21 protein-coding genes, 1 tRNA gene and 2 pseudogenes are annotated in these 23,375 nt (G+C 63.8%); 10 read left to right on the top strand and 14 right to left on the bottom strand.

Annotated elements, in window-relative coordinates; translation table 11 throughout:
• Positions 1 to 234: 234 nt before the first annotated feature.
• From AKN84_RS22140 to AKN84_RS22120, 5 genes and pseudogenes are all read right to left on the bottom strand, one after another.
• The gene (locus AKN84_RS22140) at positions 235 to 1,104 is read right to left on the bottom strand and encodes an MBL fold metallo-hydrolase (RefSeq protein ID WP_050422727.1); all 870 of its coding nucleotides are present in this window, start codon (positions 1,102 to 1,104) and stop codon (positions 235 to 237) included.
• A gap of 20 nt (positions 1,105 to 1,124) precedes the next feature.
• Complete coding sequence (locus tag AKN84_RS22135; RefSeq protein WP_050422737.1) at positions 1,125 to 2,318, bottom strand: serine hydrolase domain-containing protein; 1,194 nt, start codon at positions 2,316 to 2,318, stop codon at positions 1,125 to 1,127.
• Positions 2,319 to 2,340: 22 nt separating this feature from the next.
• A pseudogene (locus tag AKN84_RS22130) lies at positions 2,341 to 2,954 on the bottom strand (glutathione S-transferase family protein).
• A 152-nt stretch (positions 2,955 to 3,106) separates the two neighbouring features.
• Positions 3,107 to 3,949: a fumarylacetoacetate hydrolase family protein gene (locus AKN84_RS22125; RefSeq protein ID WP_050422736.1), complete on the bottom strand. Its 843-nt coding sequence runs from the start codon at positions 3,947 to 3,949 to the stop codon at positions 3,107 to 3,109.
• A 162-nt stretch (positions 3,950 to 4,111) separates the two neighbouring features.
• Entirely contained in the window at positions 4,112 to 4,741 is a 630-nt protein-coding gene (locus AKN84_RS22120) for a TetR/AcrR family transcriptional regulator (RefSeq protein WP_050422735.1), read from the bottom strand.
• A gap of 172 nt (positions 4,742 to 4,913) precedes the next feature.
• Here AKN84_RS22120 and AKN84_RS22115 point away from each other — a divergent pair, with 172 nt between their 5' ends.
• Positions 4,914 to 5,285 (top strand): hypothetical protein, encoded by a 372-nt coding sequence (locus tag AKN84_RS22115; protein WP_050422726.1) that lies wholly within the window; start codon positions 4,914 to 4,916, stop codon positions 5,283 to 5,285.
• A gap of 85 nt (positions 5,286 to 5,370) precedes the next feature.
• On the opposite strand, the gene AKN84_RS22110 is transcribed toward AKN84_RS22115, so the two are convergent.
• Positions 5,371 to 6,219 carry an MBL fold metallo-hydrolase gene (locus AKN84_RS22110; protein ID WP_050422725.1) on the bottom strand — a complete coding sequence of 283 codons (849 nt, stop codon included), beginning with the start codon at positions 6,217 to 6,219 and terminating at the stop codon, positions 5,371 to 5,373.
• A 118-nt stretch (positions 6,220 to 6,337) separates the two neighbouring features.
• Here AKN84_RS22110 and AKN84_RS22105 point away from each other — a divergent pair, with 118 nt between their 5' ends.
• Entirely contained in the window at positions 6,338 to 6,751 is a 414-nt protein-coding gene (locus AKN84_RS22105) for a DUF3775 domain-containing protein (protein WP_050422724.1), read from the top strand.
• A 137-nt stretch (positions 6,752 to 6,888) separates the two neighbouring features.
• Here the strand turns inward: AKN84_RS22105 and AKN84_RS22100 are convergent, their stop codons facing one another.
• The 5 genes from AKN84_RS22100 to AKN84_RS22080 all read right to left on the bottom strand — a co-directional run bounded on the left by AKN84_RS22100 (position 6,889) and on the right by AKN84_RS22080 (position 12,686).
• Entirely contained in the window at positions 6,889 to 7,716 is an 828-nt protein-coding gene (locus AKN84_RS22100) for an NADPH:quinone reductase (protein ID WP_244485368.1), read from the bottom strand.
• A 157-nt stretch (positions 7,717 to 7,873) separates the two neighbouring features.
• Positions 7,874 to 8,656: an SDR family oxidoreductase gene (locus tag AKN84_RS22095; protein ID WP_050422723.1), complete on the bottom strand. Its 783-nt coding sequence runs from the start codon at positions 8,654 to 8,656 to the stop codon at positions 7,874 to 7,876.
• Between the two features lie 135 nt (positions 8,657 to 8,791).
• The gene (locus AKN84_RS22090) at positions 8,792 to 9,307 is read right to left on the bottom strand and encodes a CvpA family protein (protein ID WP_050422722.1); all 516 of its coding nucleotides are present in this window, start codon (positions 9,305 to 9,307) and stop codon (positions 8,792 to 8,794) included.
• 217 nt (positions 9,308 to 9,524) lie between these two features.
• Positions 9,525 to 11,132 carry a GMC family oxidoreductase gene (locus tag AKN84_RS22085; protein ID WP_050422734.1) on the bottom strand — a complete coding sequence of 536 codons (1,608 nt, stop codon included), beginning with the start codon at positions 11,130 to 11,132 and terminating at the stop codon, positions 9,525 to 9,527.
• A gap of 120 nt (positions 11,133 to 11,252) precedes the next feature.
• On the bottom strand, positions 11,253 to 12,686 hold the full coding sequence (locus tag AKN84_RS22080; protein WP_050422721.1) for a coniferyl aldehyde dehydrogenase: 1,434 nt from the start codon (positions 12,684 to 12,686) through the stop codon (positions 11,253 to 11,255).
• Positions 12,687 to 13,002: 316 nt separating this feature from the next.
• Between AKN84_RS22080 and AKN84_RS22075 the strand changes: the two genes are divergently transcribed.
• A tRNA-Met gene (locus tag AKN84_RS22075) sits at positions 13,003 to 13,079 on the top strand.
• 69 nt (positions 13,080 to 13,148) lie between these two features.
• Here AKN84_RS22075 and AKN84_RS22070 read toward each other — a convergent pair.
• Positions 13,149 to 14,042, bottom strand: a complete 894-nt coding sequence (locus tag AKN84_RS22070; protein WP_050422720.1) for a complex I NDUFA9 subunit family protein — start codon at positions 14,040 to 14,042, stop codon at positions 13,149 to 13,151.
• Between the two features lie 31 nt (positions 14,043 to 14,073).
• Positions 14,074 to 14,970: a DUF2189 domain-containing protein gene (locus AKN84_RS22065; protein ID WP_050422719.1), complete on the bottom strand. Its 897-nt coding sequence runs from the start codon at positions 14,968 to 14,970 to the stop codon at positions 14,074 to 14,076.
• Positions 14,971 to 15,508: 538 nt separating this feature from the next.
• Here AKN84_RS22065 and coxB point away from each other — a divergent pair.
• The 7 genes from coxB to AKN84_RS22025 all read left to right on the top strand — a co-directional run bounded on the left by coxB (position 15,509) and on the right by AKN84_RS22025 (position 21,548).
• Positions 15,509 to 16,342, top strand: a complete 834-nt coding sequence (coxB, locus tag AKN84_RS22060) for a cytochrome c oxidase subunit II (RefSeq protein WP_050422718.1) — start codon at positions 15,509 to 15,511, stop codon at positions 16,340 to 16,342.
• A 74-nt stretch (positions 16,343 to 16,416) separates the two neighbouring features.
• A complete protein-coding gene (gene ctaD, locus AKN84_RS22055) occupies positions 16,417 to 18,192 on the top strand; it encodes a cytochrome c oxidase subunit I (protein WP_050422717.1) in 1,776 nt (591 codons plus the stop codon).
• On the top strand, positions 18,189 to 18,893 hold the full coding sequence (locus tag AKN84_RS22050; RefSeq protein WP_050422716.1) for a cytochrome c oxidase subunit 3: 705 nt from the start codon (positions 18,189 to 18,191) through the stop codon (positions 18,891 to 18,893). The genes ctaD and AKN84_RS22050 overlap by 4 nt, the downstream gene beginning before the upstream one ends.
• Before the next feature lie 16 nt (positions 18,894 to 18,909).
• Complete coding sequence (locus AKN84_RS22045) at positions 18,910 to 19,632, top strand: heme-copper oxidase subunit III family protein (RefSeq protein WP_050422715.1); 723 nt, start codon at positions 18,910 to 18,912, stop codon at positions 19,630 to 19,632.
• 8 nt (positions 19,633 to 19,640) lie between these two features.
• Complete coding sequence (locus AKN84_RS22040; protein ID WP_050422714.1) at positions 19,641 to 20,048, top strand: cytochrome C oxidase subunit IV family protein; 408 nt, start codon at positions 19,641 to 19,643, stop codon at positions 20,046 to 20,048.
• Between the two features lie 24 nt (positions 20,049 to 20,072).
• Positions 20,073 to 20,267 carry a hypothetical protein gene (locus AKN84_RS22035; protein WP_050422713.1) on the top strand — a complete coding sequence of 65 codons (195 nt, stop codon included), beginning with the start codon at positions 20,073 to 20,075 and terminating at the stop codon, positions 20,265 to 20,267.
• 18 nt (positions 20,268 to 20,285) lie between these two features.
• A complete protein-coding gene (locus AKN84_RS22025; protein WP_157863329.1) occupies positions 20,286 to 21,548 on the top strand; it encodes a hypothetical protein in 1,263 nt (420 codons plus the stop codon).
• A 156-nt stretch (positions 21,549 to 21,704) separates the two neighbouring features.
• On the opposite strand, the pseudogene AKN84_RS22020 reads toward AKN84_RS22025, so the two are convergent.
• Positions 21,705 to 23,214, bottom strand: a pseudogene (locus tag AKN84_RS22020) (helicase HerA domain-containing protein).
• Positions 23,215 to 23,375 lie beyond the last annotated feature (161 nt).

Here is a 23,375-nt window from a genome sequence, read left to right as displayed (position 1 = left end):
GCATATGAAAGAAACCCGCGTGGAATCGATGGTTCTGCGACGGACAGTTCGAACGAGCATGCTCGCCATTCGCGGTTCGATTCCGATTTGTTCTCCATCCGATTCCAACACTTGCATGGGGCACATCAACGCAAGACCAATCCAAGTATCGGAACAGACTCGGGAATTTCCATATGCGATAGCCCTACCCTCCAGGGGAGGGTGGCGGCGAGCTCGCCGCGAATTCAGCTCGCCTCACGCCGTCTCGCACACAAACCCGTTGCCCTTCCGCCTGATCTTCCCCGCCGACGGCGAAGGGAAATGCGCGGGGCAGCACAGCGTCTCGGTGTCGCAATAGCGCTCGAGGAAGCCGCGCCGCGACTTTGCAGCCTGCGCCGGGTCGACGTCGAACTTCGGCGACAGCTCCGGATAGAGCGTCTGGATCGGCGAGTGCATCAAATCGCCGGCAAACACCGCATCGTCCTTGCCACGGCCGAAAGTGAAGGCGACATGACCCGGGGTATGGCCGGGAGTCGGCAGGATGCGCATGTGATCGCCGATCGCAAAATCATTGCCGACGAGTTCGGCCCGCTTGGCTTCGACCACCGGCAGCACGCTGTCGACGAACGGCGGCACCTCCGCCTTCGCATTGGTCTCGGTCCAGTAGTCGAACTCGCTCTTGTCGAACACGTAGCGCGCGTTGGGGAAGGTCGGCACCCAGCGGCCGTTTTCGAGCCGCGTGTTCCAGCCGACATGGTCCACATGCAGATGCGTGCACATCACGTAGTCGATGTCGTCGACCGAGAAGCCGGCCGACGCAAGACCGCGCAGATAGGTGTCGTCGGTCTTCATGTTCCAGCTCGGCCGCCCTGGCCGCGGCTTGTGATTGCCGATGCAGCTGTCGATCAGGATAGTGTGGTGCGGCGTCTTCACGATGTAGGACTGGAACGCCAGGATCAGCGTGTCGCTGTCGTCAAGCGCCCCGGCCGCCTTCATCCAGGCGCGGTTCTCCGCAAGCAGCTCCGGTGTCAGCCCGGGCAGCATGTCGTTCGCGGGCAGGAACTTGCCTTCCTCTTCCACGATACGATGAATGGTGAGATCGCCGGCGGCAAATTTCAGGCTCATGAGTGATTCCTTGGATAGGATCAGTGCGCGTCGCGCACGGCGGGAATGATGATGTTGGCGAGGATATCCATCGCCGCAAGGCCTTCCTTTGGTTGGCCGTACTGGGCTGCCGTCGTCATCATCACAAGATCGAGATCGGGCACGACGATGATGCGCTGGCCGCCCCAGCCGAAGGCGCCGACCCATCTCACTTCCTTGCCCTCGGCCAGCGATCGGCCGACCCACCATTGATAGCCGTAGAACAACGTGCCGCCGAAATAGCCGACGGCCTGAAAGCGCGGTGCGATCGATTGCGCGATCCACTCGGCCGAGATGATTTGCTGTCCGTTCCAACTCCCGCCGTTGAGCACGAGCTGGCCGATCTTTGCGGCATCGCGCGGACGAAGTCGGAGGGCGGCAGCGGCGGCAATCTTGCCGTTCTTCGGATAGGCCTTCCACTCGATATCGGTGATGCCGAGCGGCTGGAACAGCGTTTCGCGCGCAAAGGCTTCAAGCGGTTTGCCGGAGACCTGCTCGATGACGTTGCCGAGCAAATCCGTGCCGCCGCCATTGTAATTCCATAGCGCGTCGGGCGGCGCAGCGATCGGCTTGCCGAGGACGTAGCCGATCGGATCGGCATCGAAGGCGAGATGCGGCTCGTCGTTGTCGGGATGGGTCCAGGGCAGCGTCTCATCCCATTTGATGCCTGACGACATCGTCAAGAGATGGCGCAGCGTGATCGCGTCCCATCCTGCTGATTTCACCGATTGGTGCTCGGGAAAGAACTTCAACACGGGCTCGTCGACGCCGGCGATCAGCTTGCGGTCGATGGCGATGCCGACCAGCAGCGACGTCACGCTCTTCGATGCCGAACGCATGTCGTGTCTGGTCGTCGCCGTGAATTCGGTGCGGCCTTCCGGGTACCCCCATGGCTGGTCGATGCCGGTAAAATACTGCTCGAACACCAGCCTGCCATGACGTGCCACGACGACGGAATGAATCTCGCTACTGCGCAGGCCGAGCCGCGCGCCGATGCCGCACAGCCGTTCGCCATCCATGCCGACGCTGTCCGGTGACGCGATCGTCCAGCCATCGTCGAGCGCGGCCGGCGATCCGCAGGGCTGGTTGCTTTGTCCGGTTTTCATGTCGTCGGCCCTCAGTGTGCTGATCGAGGCCGTCAACGCGAGCGCAAGGCTCGCGCCGAGAAGCAAGAAGCGGGAGAGGCGATGGCGCATCGTCATCCTCCCGCCTTGCGCGCTATGCGGCGGGCGGAGCGGAAATCTTCACCGACGGCCGCTCTTGCATGCGCTGGTAGAAGGCGTCGAGCTTGGGATAGGCCTTGCGCCAGCCGCAATCGGCGAAGCGGAAATCGGCGTAGCCCAGCACGCAGACGAGGCCGATCTGCGCGATGTCGAACGAAGATCCTTCCAGCACGTCGGGCCGTTCTCGAACCGCGCCATGCCGGCCCAGGCCCGGTTCCAGTGATCGTCGTACCAGGCCTGCCACAGCGAGCCCTGCGGCCGCACCATCTTCTCGTAGCGGCACAGCAGCATGGAATCGAGCATGCCGTTGAGCAGCGAATGATCGGTCTTCAGCTTCCAGCGCCGCGGGCCGTAGCCCGGGATCAGCCGGCCGCCGCCGATCTCGTTGAGATATTCGACGATGACGTAGGAATCGAGAATGACGTCGCCATGGTCGAGGATCAGCACCGGTAGCTTCTTCAGCGGCGTGATCTTGGAATATTCGTCGTTGGCCGTGCCCGGCGCGACGGTGGCCGGCACGAACTCGATCTTGTCGATCAGGCCGAGCTCGATCGCCGCGATGCGCACCTTGCGGGCGAATGGGGAGGCGGGAGAGAAGGTGAGTTTCATTGGGAGGGCCTTCTGCGAAATGCGCGAGATACGTCTTGGACGTCCGTCATTGCGAGCGAAGCGAAGCAATCCATTGCTTCCGTTTCCGCGGAAAGATGGATTGCTTCGTCGCTATCGCTCCTCGCAATGACGGTAGTGGCGCTAGCCGAACCTTAAGCCGCGACGATTTCCTGGCGCTGCTCGCCGAGGCCTTCGATGCCGAGCGTCACGACGTCGCCGACATTGAGGAAGGTCGGCGGCTTCATGCCAAGGCCGACGCCGGGCGGGGTGCCTGTGGTGATGATGTCGCCGGGCAGCAGCGTCATGAACTGCGAGACGTAGGAAATGCACTTCGCCATCGTGAAGATCATGGTCTTGGTCGAGCCGGTCTGGCGGCGCTGGCCGTTGACGTCGAGCCACATCGACAGGTCCTGCACGTCGGCGATTTCGTCCTTGGTGGCGAGCCACGGGCCGACCGGACCGAACGTGTCGTGCGACTTGCCCTTGGTCCACTGCCCGAGGCGCTCGGTCTGGAAGTTGCGCTCGGAGACGTCGTTGCAAACGCAATAGCCGGCGACGTAATTGAGCGCGTCGGCTTCCGAGACGTACTTGGCGCGGGTGCCGATGATCGCGGCGATCTCGACTTCCCAGTCCAGCTTGGTCGAGCCGCGCGGCTTCTCGACCGCATCGTTCGGGCCGGACAGCGAGGTGTTCGCCTTCATGAAGATGATCGGTTCGGTCGGGATCGCCGCCCCGGTTTCCTTGGCATGGTCGGAATAGTTCAGGCCGATCGCGACGAATTTCGAGATGCCGGTGACGGGGGCGCCGAAGCGCGGCTTGCCGGACACGGCGGGCAGGGAGGCGGGATCGAGGGCAGCAAGCTTCTTCAGCGACTCCGGCGCGTAGGCGTCGCCGGTCAGGTCCTTCAGATGGGCCGAGAGGTCGCGGAGCTGGCCGGATTTATCGATCAGACCGGGTTTTTCCGCACCCTTTTCGCCATAACGAACAAGCTTCATGTTGATCACTCCCTACGATGTCTTGAGGATTGTTACTGGTATACCTCGACACGCTTCATGGAACAGCGCGGGCGGAAATTCAACCGCTTCGCGGTCACGGCATTGCAGCCATCACCTTCCGGCGTGGCCGTTTTGAGCTGTTCTTTCAAATAGCGGTCATGATCACGGGCGCGGCGCGGCCAGCATCCGCGTGAACATCTCTTCCAGCAGCCGGCACGGTGGCTCGGGATCGCGCATACCCGCGATGATGGCATCGTCGGCCACGGCATGCATTCCGTCGAACACGATCAGCGCCGCGCTGCGGGCGTCCGGGAATGTCCAGACGCCGGCCTTCCGGCCATCCTCCAGCACGGCGACGATCTGGGCGATCACGTCGTCCTTTTCCTGCGATTGGCGCTGATGATGCGGGAAGTCGTGAAAGACGACGTCATGCAGTTCGACATTGGCAAGATAGGTTCCAACGGCGCCGCGCAGCCAGGCCGACAGCCGTCCGGCGTGATCGTCTGCGGCGCGCTCATTGATCGCGGCCGCTACACGGGACAGGAAATCCTGCGTGAAGCGCGCGCGCAGGGCGATGATCACGTCCGCCTTGGTCGAGAAGTAATGGTAGAAGGTGCCTTTCGCGACGCCGGCCCGGGCGACGATGTCGTCGATCGTGGTGGTCTCGATACCCTTTGCGACGAAGAGGGCGGCTGCCGCCGACATCAGGTCGTCCACCCTGACCTCGGCGGGTTGAGTCCGCCGCCAGTGCCGCGATGTGTCGCGCTTGGCCGCCTGTCGCTTGCCGATCATGCCGTTAGCATCCATCCGTAGCTGATATCCGATTCTGAGATCGCATATTTAGAATGACTTTGAAATGGCTTAGGTTAGTTGACCGACCGTCGGTCGATACGTATCTGTGACCCGGCCGCCGCAGCTGCTCGATGAGCGTGTCGAGGCGCCGCCCGTATCACGAGGAGTCTCCATGAAATTCTTTCGCGAAGCCGAGCCCGGCATCTTCATCGCGACCGGCCGCCTGCAGACCGAGCAGGACGGCTGCGACTGGACGGCGGAATACGCCGAACTGCTTGCCGCAGACCGCCCGCTCGCCGTGATCGTCAATGTCAACGATCAGCCGGAGGTCGCCGCCGGCAAGCCGATGGTGCTGTGGATGAAGGCGCGCAAGGCCGAGCTCGGCCGGCTGATCCGAGTCACCGTCTACATCGCTGATGACGACGCGGAGCGCGCCGAACTTGAGCGCACCCTTCCGGGACGGGCCAAGGCGTTGCCCTATCCGGCCGCGATCGCCGCCAGCGAAGCTGACGCGCTCTTCCTCGCGCGCGCCAGTTTGATCTAGAGCATGATCCGGAAAAGTGGAAACCGGTTTTCCCTCGCGACAAACGCAAGCGTTTGCGCGGAGATCATGCTCAAGCAAAAGATACTTACCCCAGTGCGACGAACCTGAAGGCGTCGCCATCGCGCTTGATGTGGCCGGCGTTGAAATGCCCGCCGATCACCAGTGTCGGCGTGTCGGCAAAGCGCGAGAACAGCTGGCGCCGCGTCACAGCCGATTGCTTCTGGTCGGAATCCGCGGTCGACGACCAGTCGAGATGGTACATCTGGCAGGGATGATGGGCGACGTCGCCGGTCAGCAGCCCTTGCTCGCCGCCGGACTTGATGTGGATGCTCATGTGGCCGGGGCTGTGACCCGGCGTCGGGATCAGCGTGATCTCCTCGGTCAGGCGGTGATCGCTCGCCACCAGCTCGGCCTTGCCGGCATCCGCGATCGGCTTCACTGAATCGGCGAACACGGCGGCATGCGCTGCATCGTCGCTGTGGTCGCGCCAATGCTCGTATTCGGTCTTGCCGAACACGTAACGCGCATTGGCGAAGGTCGGCACCCATTTGCCGCCGACTAGTTTCGTGTTCCAGCCGACATGGTCGACATGCAGATGCGTGCACAGCACGGTGTCGATGCTGTCAGGGGCAAAGCCGGCCGCGGCCAGCTTCTCAAGGAACGGATCGCTGCGATTGTTCCAGGTCGGCACGTTGCGGCCCTGCTTGTCGTTGCCGAGCCCGGTGTCGACGATGATGCGGTGCTCCGGCGTCTCCACCAGCAGCGAATGGATCGACATTTTCAGCCGGCCGTCCTCATTGGCGAAATGCGGGATCAGCCAGGGCAGGCTCTGGATCTCTTCCCGGCCGGCGAGCGGCAGGATGAAGCGCGTGCTGCCAACGGTCTCGAGTTCGACGACCTTCGTGATCCTGACCTTGCCTACGGTCCACTGCATGCGGCGTGCCCTCTGTTTTTTGTTTCTCGCCGGACCATGCGGGTTTCCGCGCGGCGGCGCAATGGATCAAGTCGGCGCTTCCTGCGTTACCGTCACGTTCGACTGAAGGAGTGCGCGAATGCCGGAACTCACAATCTCTCCCGAAAAGGTTGGCTTCTTGATCGAGAAGGCGCGGGAATTCGACGTCAAGGAGGGGATCGTCGATCCGGATTCCGGCTCGAACGGCGCCGACGACGAGATGATCGACGTGCTGGAGGACGACGGCAACGATCCGGTGGCGCGTGAGATCACTGGCTTCATCGACGCGCTGAGCGAGGACGAGCAGGTCGATCTCGTCGCCTTGATGCGGCTCGGCCGCGGCGACGGCACGATTGAGGAATGGGCCGATCTCCGCCGCGAGGCTGCGCGCGGCCGCAACGGCCGCACCGCGAGCTATCTATTGGGCGAGCCGATGCTCGGCGATTTCCTCGCCGAAGGGCTCGACGAGTTCGGCCTCGCGCCCGGCGACGAGCGCATCACGCCGATCCAGTAGGAGCAGGCGGGGAGGGGTCGGATCGCATCGACAGATGCGATCCGGATGAGGGGGAGTCTCGGCATACTCTGCTATCACCTTCTTCGCGGTGACGGCCCCCATACGCTCTCCCCGTGAGAACGGAGAGAGGGGGAATACTATCGCGCGCAGTCGACGATCACGGTGCCGATCTTGTCGCCCTTCTCGACGGCGAGATGAGCGTCGGCGGTCTCCGCCAGGGCGAATTGCCCGGCGATGTTGTGCACGCGGGTGCCCGACGTCAGCCATTTGGTGATGTCGGCCTGCGCGGCCGCGAGCAGCGGCGGCGGCAGCGCGAACAGCACCAGCGAGCGCACCGTGATGCACTTCTCCATCAGTTCGCGCACCGGCAGCGTGGGCGTGCGGTTGCCGTTGGTGGCGTAGACCGCGATCGTCGAGTTCGGCGCCATGAGCTTCAGCGTGGTGGCGAGATTGCCGCCGAAATCGACGTCGATCACGCGGTCGACGCCGCGGTTCTCGGTGAAGGCCATCACCTTGGAAACAACGTCCTCGGTCCGGTAGTTGACGACCATGTCGGCGCCGCCAAGCCGCGCCTCGACGTCCTTGACTTGCGAGCTGACCGTCGCGACCACCCGCGCGCCGCCCCACTTTGCCAGTTGCACGGCATAGTGGCCGACCGCGCCGGCACCGCCGGTGACCAGCACCGTCTGTCCGGCGATCGGTCCGTCGGCAAACAATGCGCACCACGCGGTCATACAGGGGATGCCGAGCGTAGCACCAGCCGCGAACGACACATCCTGCGGCAGCGGCGTCACCAGATAATCGGCAAGCGTGATGTACTCGGCCGCGGTGCCGAAGGCGCGGCCGTTGCGCTGGCCGTTGAACAGCCAGACGCGGTCGCCGACGGCAAAGCGCGTGACGCCTTCACCGACCTGATCGATGATCCCGGCGCCGTCGCTGTTCGGGATCACGCGAGGGAAGTCCATCGCGCGATAGTTGCCGCTGCGGCGGCCGACATCGGCCGGATTGACGCCGGAGGCTCGAGGCGAACGCGGACTTCGCCGGGACCGGCGTCGGGCGTCGGCATCTCGCCGACGGTGAGCACCGTCGGCGCCGCGCCGGTCCGTTCGTACCAAACCGCTCTCATAACGTGCCCGGAAAGGCGCCGCCATCGAGCAGGATGTTCTGCCCGGTGATGAAGCCGGCCTTGTCGCCGCACAGGAACGCGCAGGCGTAGCCGAATTCGTCGGGACGGCCGAAGCGGCCGGCGGGATTCAGCTTGGCGCGCTCGCTCAGGACCTGATCGGCCGAGATGCCGCGCTTCTCGGCCTCGGGCTTTGCGGTGCCGCGCAAACGGTCGGTGTCGAACGGGCCCGGCAGCAGGCCATTGATGGTGACGTTGTTGATCACGGTCTTGCGCGACAGGCCGGCGACGAAGCCGGTGAGGCCGGCGCGCGCGCCGTTGGACAGGCCGAGGATTTCGATCGGGGCCTTCACCGCCGCCGAGGTGATGTTGACGATGCGGCCGAACTTGCGCGCCATCATGCCGTCGACGGTCGCCTTGATCAGTTCGATCGGCGTCAGCATGTTGGCGTCGATCGCCTTGATCCAGTCGTCGCGGGTCCAGTTGCGGAAATCGCCGGGCGGCGGACCGCCGGCATTGTTGATCAGGATGTCCGGCTCGGGGCACGCCTTGAGCACCGCTTCGCGTCCGGCCGGCGTCGTGATGTCGCCGACAATCTCGGTGACGGTGATGGATGGATGCGCCTTGCGGATCTCGTCGGCGGTCTGCTTCAGCGCCTCGGCGCCGCGCGCCGTCAGCGTGACATGCACGCCCTCATTGGCGAGCGCGATCGCGCAGGCGCGGCCCAGTCCCTTGCTCGATGCGCAGACGATGGCGCGGCGGCCTTTGATTCCAAGATCCACGAGTTCACTCCCTGTGATGTCGAGTGGGTTTTTAAAGGTTTGATGGCACCAGTCTAGCCAAGCCCGGTGGCGCCGGTAAGGGACGTGCAATGCATAAGTGCATGCCGGGCAGGAACTGGCAGGTCAGCTGTTCGGCTAGATGCGTTGCTCGCGCCGCAACCGCTCAATCGCCATGGTGGCTTCGGGCGGTAGCGAGCGGAATCCGGCCTGTCCGGCCGCGGAGAACAACGGCAGCAATTGCGATCCGTTGAGGAATTGCGGCTGCCTGGCGAGCGGCACCAGCTGATCGAACACCAGTACCAGCGTGGTCACGACGAGGCCGACCCGGACGGCGCCGAGCAGCGCGCCGCCGAGCCGGTCGCCGATCCCGATCTCCGCGCCGAAGGTGTCGTCCAGCATCGTCCGCGCCATCTTTCCGAGGATGACGCCGATCACGAGGAACAGCCCGAACAGCAGCATCCCGTTCGGCGGAAACGGCGACGACGGCAGCGTCGCGATGTGGGGCCCGATCATCGCGAGCGCGGCGACCGCGAGCGGCATCGCGACGAGATAGGCCAGGATGGTGACCGCGCTGCGCAACAGACCGGTCGTGAAGCCGGTCACGACCGCGAACAACAAGCCGAGGATCACGGCGGCATCGAAGAGGTTCATGGGTAAGAATTTCCTGCCCGATCTCCTACGGTCCCCAGGTTGATGAAACCGGCTTGCATCAAAGACAATTGTAGCGATCAATTATCCACTTCCGGCAACCTGTCGATGTCCGGCCTATTCGATGCCGGTAAAGAAATCATTCTTGTCGGTGACGCTCGCCATACCACAGCCGTCATTCCCCGGTGCGCAATTGCGCACCGGGGAATGACGAAGGAAATCACTCCGCCCGCGTCTCCGCCCTGATCATGTCGGCGGCCTTCTCGCCAATCATGATGGTCGGCGCATTGGTGTTGCCGCCGATCAGCGTCGGCATGATCGAGGCGTCGACCACGCGCAAACCGTCGAGCCCGTGTACGCGCAGCTTCGGATCGACCACCGCGAGCGGATCATTAGTGCCCATCCTGCAGGTGCCGACCGGGTGATAGACGGTGTCGGAGCGCGCCCGCAGGATGCTGCGGATGTCGTCATCGGTGCGGACATCTGCTGTGAACATGTCCTTCTGCTGCAGCGCGCGCAGCGCCGGTGTGTCGAGCAGCCGCTTGGTCATCTTGAAGCCTGCGACCATGGTCTCGACGTCGCTGTCCTCGCCGAAGAAATTCGGATCGATCGCGGGCGCTGCGAGCGGATCGGCGCTGTTCAGCCACACGCTGCCGCGGCTTGCCGGGCGCAGCAGGCAGACATGGCAGGAGAAGCCGGTGCCCCAGCGCGGCTTGCGGCCGTGGTCTTCCACCATGGCCATGCAGAAATGCAGCTGGATGTCGGGGACGTCGAGCTCAGGCCGCGTCTTCAGGAAGCCGCCGCACTCGGCGACGTTCGAGGTCATCGGGCCGCGCCGCTCGCGCCGGTACTGCCCGATCCCCTTGATGATCCGCCCGATCCCGCCCCACGATAGTCCCGAGAAGTAGGGTGCGTCGGAGGCGAAGCCGAACACGAAATCCGGATGATCCTGCAGGTTCTGTCCGACACCCGGCAGATGATGCACGCTGGCGATGCCGTGCTTGCCGAGCGCCGCGGCGTCGCCGATGCCCGACAGCATCATCAATTGCGGCGACTGGAACGCGCCGGCCGAGAGAATGACCTCGCGCTTTGCGCGCAGCACCTTCTTCTCCTTGCCCTGCAGGTATTCGACGGCGACGGCACGCTTGCCCTCGAAGATGATGCGGGTCGCCTGCGCCTGCGTCTCGACGCGCAGATTGGGCCGGCGGCCCATGTGAGGATGGATATAGCCGCGCGCGGCGCTCCAGCGTTCGCCATTCCGCTGGGTCACCTGGTAAATGCCGAGCCCTTCCTGTTCAGCGCCGTTGAAATCGTCGCGGATCCGGAACTGCGCCTCGCGCGCGCCCTGCAGGAACATCTCCTTGACCGGATTGTCGGACTGCAGGCCCGTGACGTTGAGCGGCCCGCCCTTGCCGTGATATTCGCCGTCGAGCTCGGTGTTATGCTCCGAACGCTTGAAGTAGGGCAGGACGTCGGCATAGCTCCAGCCCGTATTGCCGAGCGAAGCCCAGTGGTCGTAGTCGGCGCGATGGCCGCGGATATAGACCATGGCATTGATGGCCGAGGAGCCGCCGAGGCCCTTGCCGCGCGGCTGATAGCCGATGCGGCCGTTCAGGCCCTTCTGCGGCACCGTGTCGAACGCCCAGTTGTTGAGCTTGCTCGAGAGCATCAGAATGATGGCGCCGGGCGTGGTCACCACCCAATTGTCGTTCTTGCCGCCGGCATCGAGCACCGCCACCGAGGTCGCCGGATCCTCCGACAACCGCCCCGCCACCGCGCAGCCGCCGGAGCCCGCGCCCACCACCACGAAATCGAATGTGTCAGTCACGTATGTTTCCCCCTGGTCTTCGTTTTGCGTCATTGCGAGCGAAGCGAAGCATCCATCTATCCGTTATGCGGGGCTATGGATTGCTTCGTCGCTCCGCTCCTCGCAATGACGGCTTGGATCTTACGACAACATCCGCATCAGCTTCTCCAGACGCGCGACCTTGGCGCCATAGGGCGGATAGAGATCGGCGAGCCGGTTGAAGCGCGAGCGGTAGAACACCGGCTTCAGCTTGGTCAGCGTCCTGAACCCCCATTCGCCGTGATAGGCGCCGGTGCCGGACGCGCCGACGCCGCCCATTGGCTGATAGGCCTGCGCGAAATGGAACAGGCAGTCGTTGACGGTGACGCCGCCGGACACCGTGCGCGCCAGCACCGTGTCGCGGGCGGCATTGTCGGTGCCGAACCAGTACAGCGCCAGCGGGCGGTCGCGTCTGTTGATGAAGGCGATCGCCTCCGTTGCGTCGCGCGTGCCCACGACCGGCAGCAGCGGCCCGAAGATCTCCTCCTGCATCACGGTCATCTCAGGCGTCGCGTCGACGATGACAGTCGGCGGGAATTTGCGCCGCTCCTTCCACTCGGGCTCGTTCGGCGCCGCCGGCTGCATGATGGTCGCGCCCTTCGCGGCGGCATCGGCGACGAGGCCCTCGAGCCGCGCGTAGTGCCGGTCCGAGACGATCGAGCTGTAGTCCGGATTTTTGGGATCTGTGCCGAACATGTGCTGCATATGGCCCTGCAGCCGCATCGCGAACGGCTGCACCGAGGCTTGCGGCACCAGCACGTAATCGGGCGCGATGCAGGTCTGGCCGGCATTGAGCAGCTTGCCGTAGGCGATGCGCTGCGCGGCCTCATCGATGTCGGCGGAGCCGTCGACGATGACGGGCGATTTGCCGCCGAGCTCGAGTGTCACCGGCGTCAAATTGCGGCCACAGGCCTCCGCGACCAGCCGGCCGATCCGGGTCGAGCCGGTGAAGATCAGATGATCGAACGGCAGGGTGGCAAAGGCCTTTGCGATGTCGTCGTCGATATCGGTGACCGCGAGCTCGGCGGTGTCGAATTTCTTCGCGATCGCTTCCATCAGCAATTCGGAGAACCGCGGCACCAGCTCGCTCGGCTTGATGATGGCGCGGTTGCCGGCGGCGATCGCCGCGACCGCGGGCGCCAGCGTCAGCTGCAGCGGATAATTCCACGGCGCGATGATCCCGACCGCGCCGAGCGGTTGCGGGATCAGCCGGTTTTTGGCCGGCGCGAACTGTACCGTGGTCGGGATCCTCTCGGGCGCCATCCAGCCCTTGAGGTGCTTGGCGGCATGCTTGATCTCGCCGAGCACCAGCATGGTCTCGGCGATCGCGGTCTCGACGGTGGAGCGGTGGCCGAAATCGGCCGAGATCGCCGCCTCGAATCGCGCCTCGTTCTCGGTCAGCGCGGCGCGCAGGCGGCGCAGCCGGTCCAGCCGCGCCTGCAAGGTCGGCGCCGGCTCGCTGCGGGACAGCTCGAATTGGCGGTGAAAGACCTCCTCAAGCGCGTACAGCCCCGGGCTCTTCAACGGCCGGTCCATTGGCGTTTCCCCTCGGATGACGTTTCCTTGACGGATTTTGTTGGCGCCAAGCTCCGCTTTTACGTGCGGTCTGGCAAGGCCCGGTTCCCGGCGGTAAATTTGTCAGGAAAACCGGTGATTTGGACGTCACAAAATCCTCAAAAAGGCGCTCGCGGGGCTTTCCAAACCGACCTCACGTTGATACATACGCCCCGCACCCGACGGCTTCGGCCCGGGTCGCCTTCTCAGGAAGCTCTCCGGACGGATCGCTCGGCGCCGTTACAAGCGTTGGCCGGCAGGTTCGGGCACCCTTTCTGCAAGGTATGCAACGGTTTAACGCGGGGTGGAGCAGCCCGGTAGCTCGTCAGGCTCATAACCTGAAGGTCATAGGTTCAAATCCTATCCCCGCAACCAAATTGGTACGAAACCCCGGCAATCTTGATTGGTTGCCGGGGTTTTTGCTGCCCGGTCGACCAAGCGGCATCATCGCGGACTCGACAGCATTCTCCGGAGGAATTCCTCGATCGAAACCTGCGCAATGCCAAGCTCGGCGAATCCTGCCATCCGCGGCGACGACACGGTGTCGATCTGCATGAGCTCCACCTGACTGCGCGTAAGGGGGAGGCCAGGAAGGATTTCGGAGGCCCGTGCCAGCGCGTCCCAAACGGCAAAAGGGACTGGGATCAGGAGAGGCGCGAGGCCCGCCTGATGCGCGATCGCTCTCAGCAATTGCTCGTAAGAATAGACGGTTGGGCCACCGAGCTCAAAGACCGCTGGCTGGCGCTCGGCTCGCGCCATGATCCGGGCAACCGCTTCCGCAACGTCTTCCACATAGACCGGTTGCAATCTGGTCCGGCCGCGGCCGAACATCGGATAGATTGGAAGCTGACGAAGGAGCTTGAGGATGGTGCTGAGAAACGCGTCGTCCGGTCCGAATATCACAGCCGGACGGACGAGACATGCACCGGCGAATTCCGCACGAACCGCCTGCTCGCCTTCGCCGCGCATTCGGATGTAGCTGGATGGCGAGGCGGCATCGGCACCGATCCCCGACACCTGAACAAGCCGTTCGACTCCCGCCCGGTGGGCCTGGTCGGCCAACCGCCGAGCCGACTCGACGTGAACGGAGTAGAAAGTCTCCGGTCCGCGCTCGCGATAGAGGCTGACCGCATTGACGACTCCGTAGATGCCGACCAGCGCTTTCGCGACGGATCGCTCGTCGTGAATGTCGGCCTCTACGGATTGAAGTCGTGGATTCTCCGGATCAGGTCGGCCCGGCCTTCCGTCCGGATGCCGTGACGCGATCCGGACGGCAAATTCGTGATCGAGCAGATGGCGGACGATCCGGCTGCCGAGAAAGCCGGTTCCGCCGAACACGGTGACGCTGCGACCGTTCGTGGCTGCTCCTTTAGTGCTCGCGGCTCCATGGGAAGAGGGAGGCCGGGAAATCTGCCGCGTAGCGGTGACCGATCGCCGGGCGAGGCTCTTCCTGCGGAGGATTCGGGTCAGGCTCCACCACCTTCCGGTAAAGATGCCAGCTGGCATGACCGAGCACCGGCAGAACGACGCAGAGACCGATGAAGAAAGGCAGTGAGCCCACTGCCAGCAGGATCGCAACGACCAGTCCCCAAACGGCCATCTCGACCGGATTCATCTTCACCGCGCGTATCGAGGTTCGGATCGCATCGATCGCTGTCGCGTGCTGGTCCAGCATCAGCGGGAACGAGACAACGCTGATGCACAAGGCTACTACCGCGAACAGGAAACCGACGCCGCATCCGACGATGATGAGGGTCCAGCCCTCGGACGTCGTCAGCACACGCTCCGCGAAATCGGGAATGCTCGCAGCCGGCGCATAGCCGAAGGTTGCGGTGTAGATCGCGTCCGCGGCGGCAATCCAGACTCCGAACAGAACGAATAGGAGGACGCCAAGTTCAAGCATCGCACCGAACGACGGCGCGCGCAGCACCTGCATTGCATCCCAGGCGCCTGGCTCCTCTCCGCGCTCGCGGCGGCGGCTCAGTTCGTAGAGGCCGAGTGCGGCGAAGGGACCGATCAGGGTAAAGCCGGCCGCGAGCGGAAACAGCAGCGGCAGTACCGAGTAGCCAATGACAAGTCTGAACAGGAACAGTCCGAGGACCGGATACATCACGCACAGGACGATGGCGTGGGTCGGAATGGCCTTGAAGTCTTCCCAGCCCAGGCGCAGCGCATTGCCCAAGTCGGAAAGGTTGATCTTGCGAACGACATAGACGGTGGAGACACCGAACAATTGCAGTTTGGGTCTTGCGAAGACGGTGGTCATGGCTCCGGTCTCCTTGCTCGTGGCCGCAGGTGAACGGAGCGCTTCAAAACACACGCATCCGCCTCGTGCGCGAAAATCGCGACTGAGTCCGGCAAATCAGGTTCAACGAGAAGGAGCTTGCCGGACGACATTCGTCGCAACCGGTACAGTGAAGTTAGTCCGATGCGCGGGAGAAGCAAGCGAACGATGCGGTCCGCGAAATCGTGCCTTCGCATCGCCCGGTTTTTTGCGACGCACCATCGCCTGGCCGTGCCGAAAGGCGTTCGCCGACGCGCGGACCCCTTCGCCCCAACACGCGCCGGACAAGGGATGCAATCCACTCCTCTATTGACGCCGGGCCCGACGGGGACCATTTTAAATGCGTGAACGCCCCCAGCTCCGATGCGATTGCGGTCGTGACGCTGAATCTTTGTCATGTCCGACCGGCAAAATGGGCGAGGCAAGAGGCGCAGTGATGGTGGACGTGACACCATCCCTTTGACGTGAGCTCCGCCCTTTCGTTCGTCTCCGTAGCCTTCGATGGCTGGGAGGATGAAGGATGGCTGTAGCGCTCATACTGCTCCTGGTTGCGATCGCCTCGGTGCTGTTCCATGTCTACAGCCCGTGGTGGTGGACGCCGATCGCCTCGAACTGGCGTTACATCGACGACACGATCAACCTGACATTCTGGATCACCGGGGCGGTGTTCTGCGCGGTCATCGCGTTCATGGCCTACTGCGTCCTCCGCTTTCATCACAAGGAGGGTCGGCGGGCAGCCTATAATCCCGAGAACAAGAAGCTCGAATGGTGGCTCAGCATCGGCACCGCAATCGGCGTCGTCGCCATGCTGGCGCCGGGCCTCGTCGTCTGGCACCAGTTCGTCACTGTTCCTGCCGATGCGACCGACGTCGAGGTCGTCGGACAGCAATGGATGTGGAGCTACCGGCTTCCCGGGAAGGACGGCCGGCTCGGCACCTCCGATGCGCGCCTCATCAGTTCCGAGAATCCTCTGGGATTGAATCCCAACGATCCAAACGGACAGGACGACGTCGTCGTTCAAAACGACGATCTGCATCTGCCGGTCGGCAAACCGGTGAAGGTGCTGCTGCGCTCGATCGACGTGCTGCATGATTTCTACGTGCCCGAATTCCGGGCGAAGATGGACATGATACCGGGCTCGGTGACGTATTACTGGCTCACACCCACCCGCACAGGAACGTTCGACGTTCTCTGCGCTGAACTCTGCGGCGCGGCGCACGCGCAGATGCGCAGCAGGGTCATCGTCGAGGAAGAGAAGGAATATCACGCGTGGCTGGAGAAGCAGCGGACGTTCGCCGAGTTGTCGGGCCAGCGCGACGTCGCGAAGGCGGCGTACAAGACAGGAAGCGAATGAACAGGCTGACGAGGATGTGCCGGAGATCGTGAAGCGAACTCGTCGCCGAACAGAAGACCGAGGAGGGAATTCCGATGGTCGATATCCCGCTTGATCATGTCGCAGGCATCCCGCCCGCCGAAGTCGGTGAGGTGGAGCTTTATCATCCGAGAAGCTGGTGGACGAGGTACGTCTTTTCGCAGGACGCCAAGGTGATCGCCGTCCAGTACTCGATCACTGCGATGTCGATCGGAATGGTGGCGCTGGTGCTGTCGTGGATGATGCGCCTGCAACTGGGATTCCCGGGAACATTCTCCTTCATCGATGCCAACCAGTATCTCCAGTTCATCACCATGCACGGCATGATCATGGTGATCTACCTGCTCACGGCATTGTTCCTTGGCGGCTTCGGCAACTATCTCATTCCGCTGATGGTCGGCGCCCGGGACATGGTCTTCCCCTATGTGAACATGCTGAGCTACTGGGTCTATCTGCTCGCCGTGCTGGTGCTGGCCGCAACGTTCTTCGTGCCTGGCGGGCCAACCGGCGCCGGCTGGACGCTCTATCCGCCCCAGGCGATCCTCTCCGGCACCCCCGGGCAGGACTGGGGCATCGTTTTCATGCTGGCTTCGCTGATCCTGTTCATCATCGGCTTCACGATGGGCGGGCTCAATTACGTGGTGACGGTGCTGCAGGCCCGCACGCGCGGCATGACGTTGATGCGCTTGCCGTTGACGGTGTGGGGCATCTTCACGGCCACGGTGATGGCACTGTTGGCCTTCCCGGCGCTGTTCGTCGCGTCGGTGATGCTGCTCCTGGACCGCCTGCTGGGAACCAGCTTCTTCATGCCGACGCTGGTCGAGATGGGGCAGCTGTCGAAGTATGGCGGCGGCAGCCCGATCCTGTTCCAGCATCTGTTCTGGTTCTTCGGCCACCCCGAAGTCTACATCGTCGCCTTGCCGGCCTTCGGCATCATCTCCGATCTGATCAGCACCCACGCGCGAAAGAACATCTTCGGCTACCGCATGATGGTCTGGGCCATCGTCGCGATCGGCGCTCTCAGCTTCGTGGTGTGGGCGCACCACATGTATGTCAGCGGCATGCACCCCTATTTCGGGTTCTTCTTCGCCACCACGACACTCATCATCGCCATTCCGACCGCCATCAAGGTCTACAACTGGGTGCTGACCCTGTGGCGCGGCGACATTCATCTCACGGTGCCGATGCTGTTCGCTCTCGGGTTCATCGTCACCTTTGTCAATGGCGGCCTGACCGGACTGTTTCTCGGCAACGTGGTCGTCGACGTTCCGTTGTCCGACACGATGTTCGTTGTCGCACACTTCCACATGGTCATGGGCATCGCGCCGATCATGGCCGTGTTCGGCGGGATCTATCACTGGTATCCGAAAGTGACCGGACGGATGCTCAATGATGTGCTCGGCAAGTTCCACTTCTGGGTGACCTTCATCGGGGCTTATGCGGTCTTCTTCCCCATGCACTATCTCGGCCTGCTCGGGATGCCCCGCCGCTATCACGACATTGGCGAGACGTCGTTCGTCCCGGCATCCGCCCATGACCTCAATGCGTTCATGAGCGTGGCGGCCCTGATTGTCGGCTTCGCCCAGCTCGTCTTCCTGTTCAATCTCGTCTGGAGCCTGTTCAAGGGAAAGGAGGCCGGCGGCAATCCCTGGGGCGCCACCTCGCTGGAATGGCAGACGCCGGAGACCCCGCCGGGGCATGGCAACTGGGGCAAGGAACTGCCCATCGTCTATCGCTGGGCCTACGATTACAGCGTTCCCGGTGCCGCCAAAGATTTCGTGCCGCAAAATGAGCCACCGTCCGGAGCGGTGGCGCAGGGAGCCCATCCGTGAGTGCCATCATCCTGTTCATGGCGACCATTGCGGCCATCGCGGGATGGTGGCTCTCGCAGCAGCGGCTTGCGGCCAAACCCTGGCTGGAGGAGGGGGTGGCCGTCGATTTTCGCGGCGAGAGGGGATCGTCCGTGCCGCCGGCGAAAATCGGGCTGGGCGTGTTTCTCGCGGTTGTCGGTTCGCTGTTCGCGCTCCTGATCAGCGCCTATTCGATGCGCAACACCATGGTGGACTGGCGCGAGCTGCCGTTGCCGAAGCTGTTGTGGATCAATACCGGCGTCCTGATCATCAGCAGCGCAGCGCTGCAATGGTCGCTGATGGCCGCGCGCCGCAGCGACGATGAGGACATGCTCGTCGGCTTGTTGGTGGGTGGAGCATCCGCCGTGACGTTCCTGGCCGGACAGCTGGTGGTATGGCAGCAGCTGAACGTCGCCGGCTATGTCGTGGCGTCCAATCCGGCCAATTCCTTCTTCTACCTGATCACCGCGCTGCACGGGCTACATCTGATCGGCGGGCTGGTAGCGCTCGGCAGGACGAGCGCCAAGGTGTGGCGCGGCGCACCGATGGTGCAGGTGCGCCTGAGCGTCGAGCTCTGCGCCATCTATTGGCATTTCCTTTTACTGGTGTGGCTGGTTCTGCTCGGCTTGCTGACCGGCTGGACCGAAAATTTCGTGAACATCTGTCGCCAGTTGCTCACTTAAGCGAGGGCAAGGACCGATGGCAGAAACGACACTGATGCAGCCGAAGGCCGCGCCCGGGACGATCCCCGGATTGCGAGGCATCGCCGCCGACTGGGCCTCAGATCAGCGCGCATTCAAGAACGTGTCCTGGGGGAAGGCCATGATGTGGATCTTCCTCCTGAGCGACACCTTCATCTTCAGCTGCTTCCTGTTGTCGTACATGACGGCGCGCATGTCGACGACCGTGCCGTGGCCCAATCCGAGCGAAGTCTTCGCGCTCAACATCGGGAGCAAGCATATCCCGCTCATCCTGATCGCTATCATGACCTTCGTTCTGATCAGCAGCAGCGGAACGATGGCGATGGCCGTCAATTTCGGCTACCGCCACGACCGCGTCCGAACGGCGGCCCTGATGCTGGCCACCGCGGCATTCGGCGCGACCTTCGTCGGAATGCAGGCCTTCGAATGGACCAAGCTGATCATGGAGGGTGTGAGGCCCTGGGGTAACCCGTGGGGTGCGCCGCAGTTTGGCGCTTGCTTTTTCATGATCACCGGTTTCCACGGCACCCACGTGACGATCGGCGTGATCTTCCTGATCGCGATTGCGCGCAAGGTCTTGCGAGGGGATTTCGATCGCGAACGACGCGGCTTCTTCACAAGCCGGAAGGGATATTACGAGATCGTCGAGATCACCGGCCTGTACTGGCACTTCGTTGATCTAGTGTGGGTGTTCATCTTTGCTTTCTTCTATCTCTGGTGAGGTGGCGCATGACAAACGCAGCGGTACATGTGGAAGGGCAGGCAGCACAGCATGCGCTACACGCTTACGCGCACGATGCAGTCGCATCGGGGGCGACGCACGCGGCAGGCCAGCAGCATCCGATCAAGCTTTACCTCGTGGTCTGGGGATGGTTGTTCGTGCTCAGCACCTGCTCCTATCTTGTCGACTACTTTGGCATCCATGGCCATCTCCGATGGTCGCTGATCCTGCTGTTCATGGTGCTCAAAGCCGGTCTGATCGTCGCTGTCTTCATGCATATGGCCTGGGAGCGGCTGGCCCTGGCCTACGCGATCCTGCTTCCGCCGGTGCTGGTGTTGGTATTTGTGGCGATCATGGTGTTCGAATCCGGCTACACCCATCTGCTTCGGAGCATATTCTTCGCCGCAACAGCTTAGTGGCGAAGACGTGGAGGTTTTTGGATGCAGTTTACCGTCGGGTTCAAACTGAACGGAAAGGCCGACCACGTGGTCCTGGACGGACAAGACGCGCTTGCCGCTGCGCTGAAGGTGAAGGCAGAGCTTCCGGAAGCCCTCATTATGTACGTGCGCCCACAAAACCGGCGTGGCGATACCCGTCATCCGACACATGCGCTCGCCGATGACGCTGGCCGATGAGAGGCCGGTTCGGATAAAATGGCCCGCATCGCGCGGGCCATTTTTGTTTTGGGAGAAGGTTCGCGCTTCGAGGTGCGATGCCGGGGGACGGACGGATCATCGCCACCCAGCAAACCCGTTCGTTCGCTAGACGAGGAAATGAAATTCCTGCCAGGCGCTCCACATCATGCCGTCGCTGGCGCGGACCCAGAGGTCGTCAGTGACGGTGCCGCCCTGGAAGGTGGTGCTGGCGAGCTGGCCTGCGCTGACGTTGATGGCGGTGTTGGCGGTCTGCGCGTTGCCGCCAACGCTCCAGTGGCCGCTGCCGGCCGACGATGTCGAATCCCAGACTTGATATTGGGCGATGCTGTCGCCGACGACGCGATCACCCAGTACGCGTTCTGGGACACCGGCGGCAACGGTCACTGGGTGGTGAATGGTGTCGCGCAGGCGGCCAACACCGAGATCGACGTCTCGGCGGCGAACCTGTCGCAGGTGAGCTACGTGTTCGGCCCCGGCGGTTCGCCGGCGGATCTGCTCTACGTGCGCGCCAATGACGGCATGATGTGGGGGTCTTGGGCGGCGTTCTCGGCGACCGCAACCAACCAGGCGCCGACGGTGTCGGCCGCGAACGTGGTGACGGTCTCCGGGCAGACCTTCGCCGCATCGAGCCTGTTCAGCGCGACGGACGCGGATGGCGATACCATAACGAAATATGCGTTGTGGGATTCCAACACGAACGGGGCCTGGATCGTCAACAACGTAACGATGAAGGCAAATACCGAGATCGACGTCACCGCGGCACAGCTTGCCACGGCGATCTATCAGGCCGGCTCGGGCACCGATCAACTCTGGATCCGGGCCAATGACGGCACTGCGTGGGGGGCGTGGCAGTCCTTCAACGCGACGGGCGAGAGCTCCAGCAATGCCAGCATCGCAGCGGGCGCTACCCTGGAATTGCCGGGGGCTTCGAACGCCGCCGTGGCGTTCCAGAGCTCGACCGGAACGCTGAAGCTCGACAATTCGGCGAGCTTTAGCGGCACCGTCGCCGGGATGACGGGTTCGGATGCGATCGATTTCGCGAACATCAGTTTCACGAACGTTCACACGCCGACCTTCAGCGGAAACAGCACGAGCGGCACGCTCACGGTGACGGACGGCACCGTCACGGCGAGTATTGCGCTGCTCGGCAACTACATGGCCTCGACATTCACGACGTCGAGCGATGGCCATGGCGGTACCCTGGTTGTCGATCCGCCGGCGACGCAGGTCAGCCAGCTGGCGCAGCCGCAGCACGCGTGATGACGCGAAGGTGAGGTATGACGGGGCCGCCACCAAGGTAGGTGGCTCCGCCAGTCGGCAGAGACGAAAAGGCCCGCCGTTCGGCGGGCCTTTTCCGTGTCATACCGTGCTTCCGGAGTTCGCACCGTGCCCGGCGGTTCGATGCCCGCCGTTCGATCACGACGGCGAGCCGGCCGCCTCCGTCGCCACGTCGTCGGCATTCGGGTCGGCTGCCGCTGTCGCCCAGGCGAGCTCGACGAGGGTCACGATGCGCCGGCCGGCGCCGTCGAGCTGGCAGACGATCAGGCCCTGCTCCTCGATATAGGTCAGAAGATGCCGCGCGCGGCGCAGCGAGTGCGTGCCATAGGCGCGGGCGATCGCGGCATCGCTCGGGCAGGGCCAGCCTTCCTTCGCGGCGCGGGCGATCATCATGAAGACGCCCTGCATATCCTCTGGCAGGATCGCGGCGCGCAGCTGCACATCCTGCCAGGCATCGTCTTCCGCGATCTCGGTGCCGAGCCCGGCGCGGGCGCGCGTCAACATGCGGCGGAAGTCGGTCAGCTCCGGCACCACGGCGCCGAGTCCCTCGATCCGGCAGCGCACCACGAACTCCTGATAGAGCACGCCGATGGCGCGAAAGCCGGCGTCGGGCTCGGCGAGAATGGCGCGCAGGATGCGATCCAGCCGCTCGCGCCGCTCGGCAAGCTGCTCGGCGCTCGGCGGCGGTTCCGCAGTCTCGGGATCGATCTCAGGTACCGTCGGCTTGGCGGCCATCAGCTGGCTGAGCAGGTCGGGTGCCGGCGCGGCGCGGCGGCCTGGCCGCCGTGTCGGGCGGCGGGGCTGCGAGGATGATGGCGCGTGCGTCTTCGAGTGCAGCTTCCGGCAGCGGCATCAGCCGCGGCGCCGCGTTGCGCGGCTGCGTGTCGGTTGGACCGATGCGCAGGCCCAGCGGACGGCGCGAGAGCGCAGGGCCCAGCGCCATGAACTGTCCGCGTTCGAGGTCGCGGAAGGCCTCCGCCTGGCGCCGCTCCATGCCGAGCAGGTCGGCGGCGCGCGCCATGTCGATATCGAGGAAGGTGCGGCCCATCAGGAAGTTGGACGCCTCGGCGGCGACGTTCTTGGCGAGCTTCGCCAGCCGCTGGGTCGCGATGATCCCGGCAAGCCCGCGCTTGCGGCCGCGGCACATCAAATTGGTCATCGCGCCGAGCGACAGCTTGCGCGCCTCGTCGGACACTTCGCCTGCGACCGCCGGCGCGAACAGTTGCGCCTCGTCCACCACCACCAGCATCGGATACCAATGATCGCGGGGGACCTCGAACATTCCGCCGAGGAAGGCTGCGGCGCGCCGCATCTGGTTCTCGGCGTCGAGCCCCTCGAGATTGAGCACGGTGGAGACGCGATGAATGCGCACGCGTTCGCCGGCGACCTGCAAACTGCGCTCGGTGTGGTCCTCGGCGTCGATGACGAGGTGGCCGAACCGTTCGGCCAGGGTGACGAAGTCGCCCTCGGGGTCGATGATGGTCTGCTGCACCCACGGCGCGCTCTGTTCCAGCAGCCGGCGCAGCAGATGGGATTTGCCGGAACCCGAATTGCCCTGCACCAGGAGGCGCGTCGCCAATAGCTCCTCGAGGTCGATGGCCGCCGAAGCGCCGGCCGTCGTCTGTCCCATCTCGATCGCTACGGTCATGTCCCCGACTCAAATCGTCCTTGCGGAGACGCGGCTTAACAAGCCGATCGCGCCCCGTCGAGCGAACCGCACAACATCATCCCCAGGCACGGCCGGGCCGTGGATAGCGTAGAGATTGCTCGGCACGATGCGCCGTGATTTCTGTGGTCGGCTTGCCGGAG

Origin of the sequence: Bradyrhizobium tropiciagri (genome assembly GCF_001189845.1) — a bacterium.
Taxonomy (GTDB): Bacteria; Pseudomonadota; Alphaproteobacteria; order Rhizobiales; family Xanthobacteraceae; genus Bradyrhizobium; species Bradyrhizobium tropiciagri.
The sequence above is the reverse complement of the archived record's forward strand: the minus strand, read 5'-3'. Positions and strand labels throughout refer to the sequence as shown.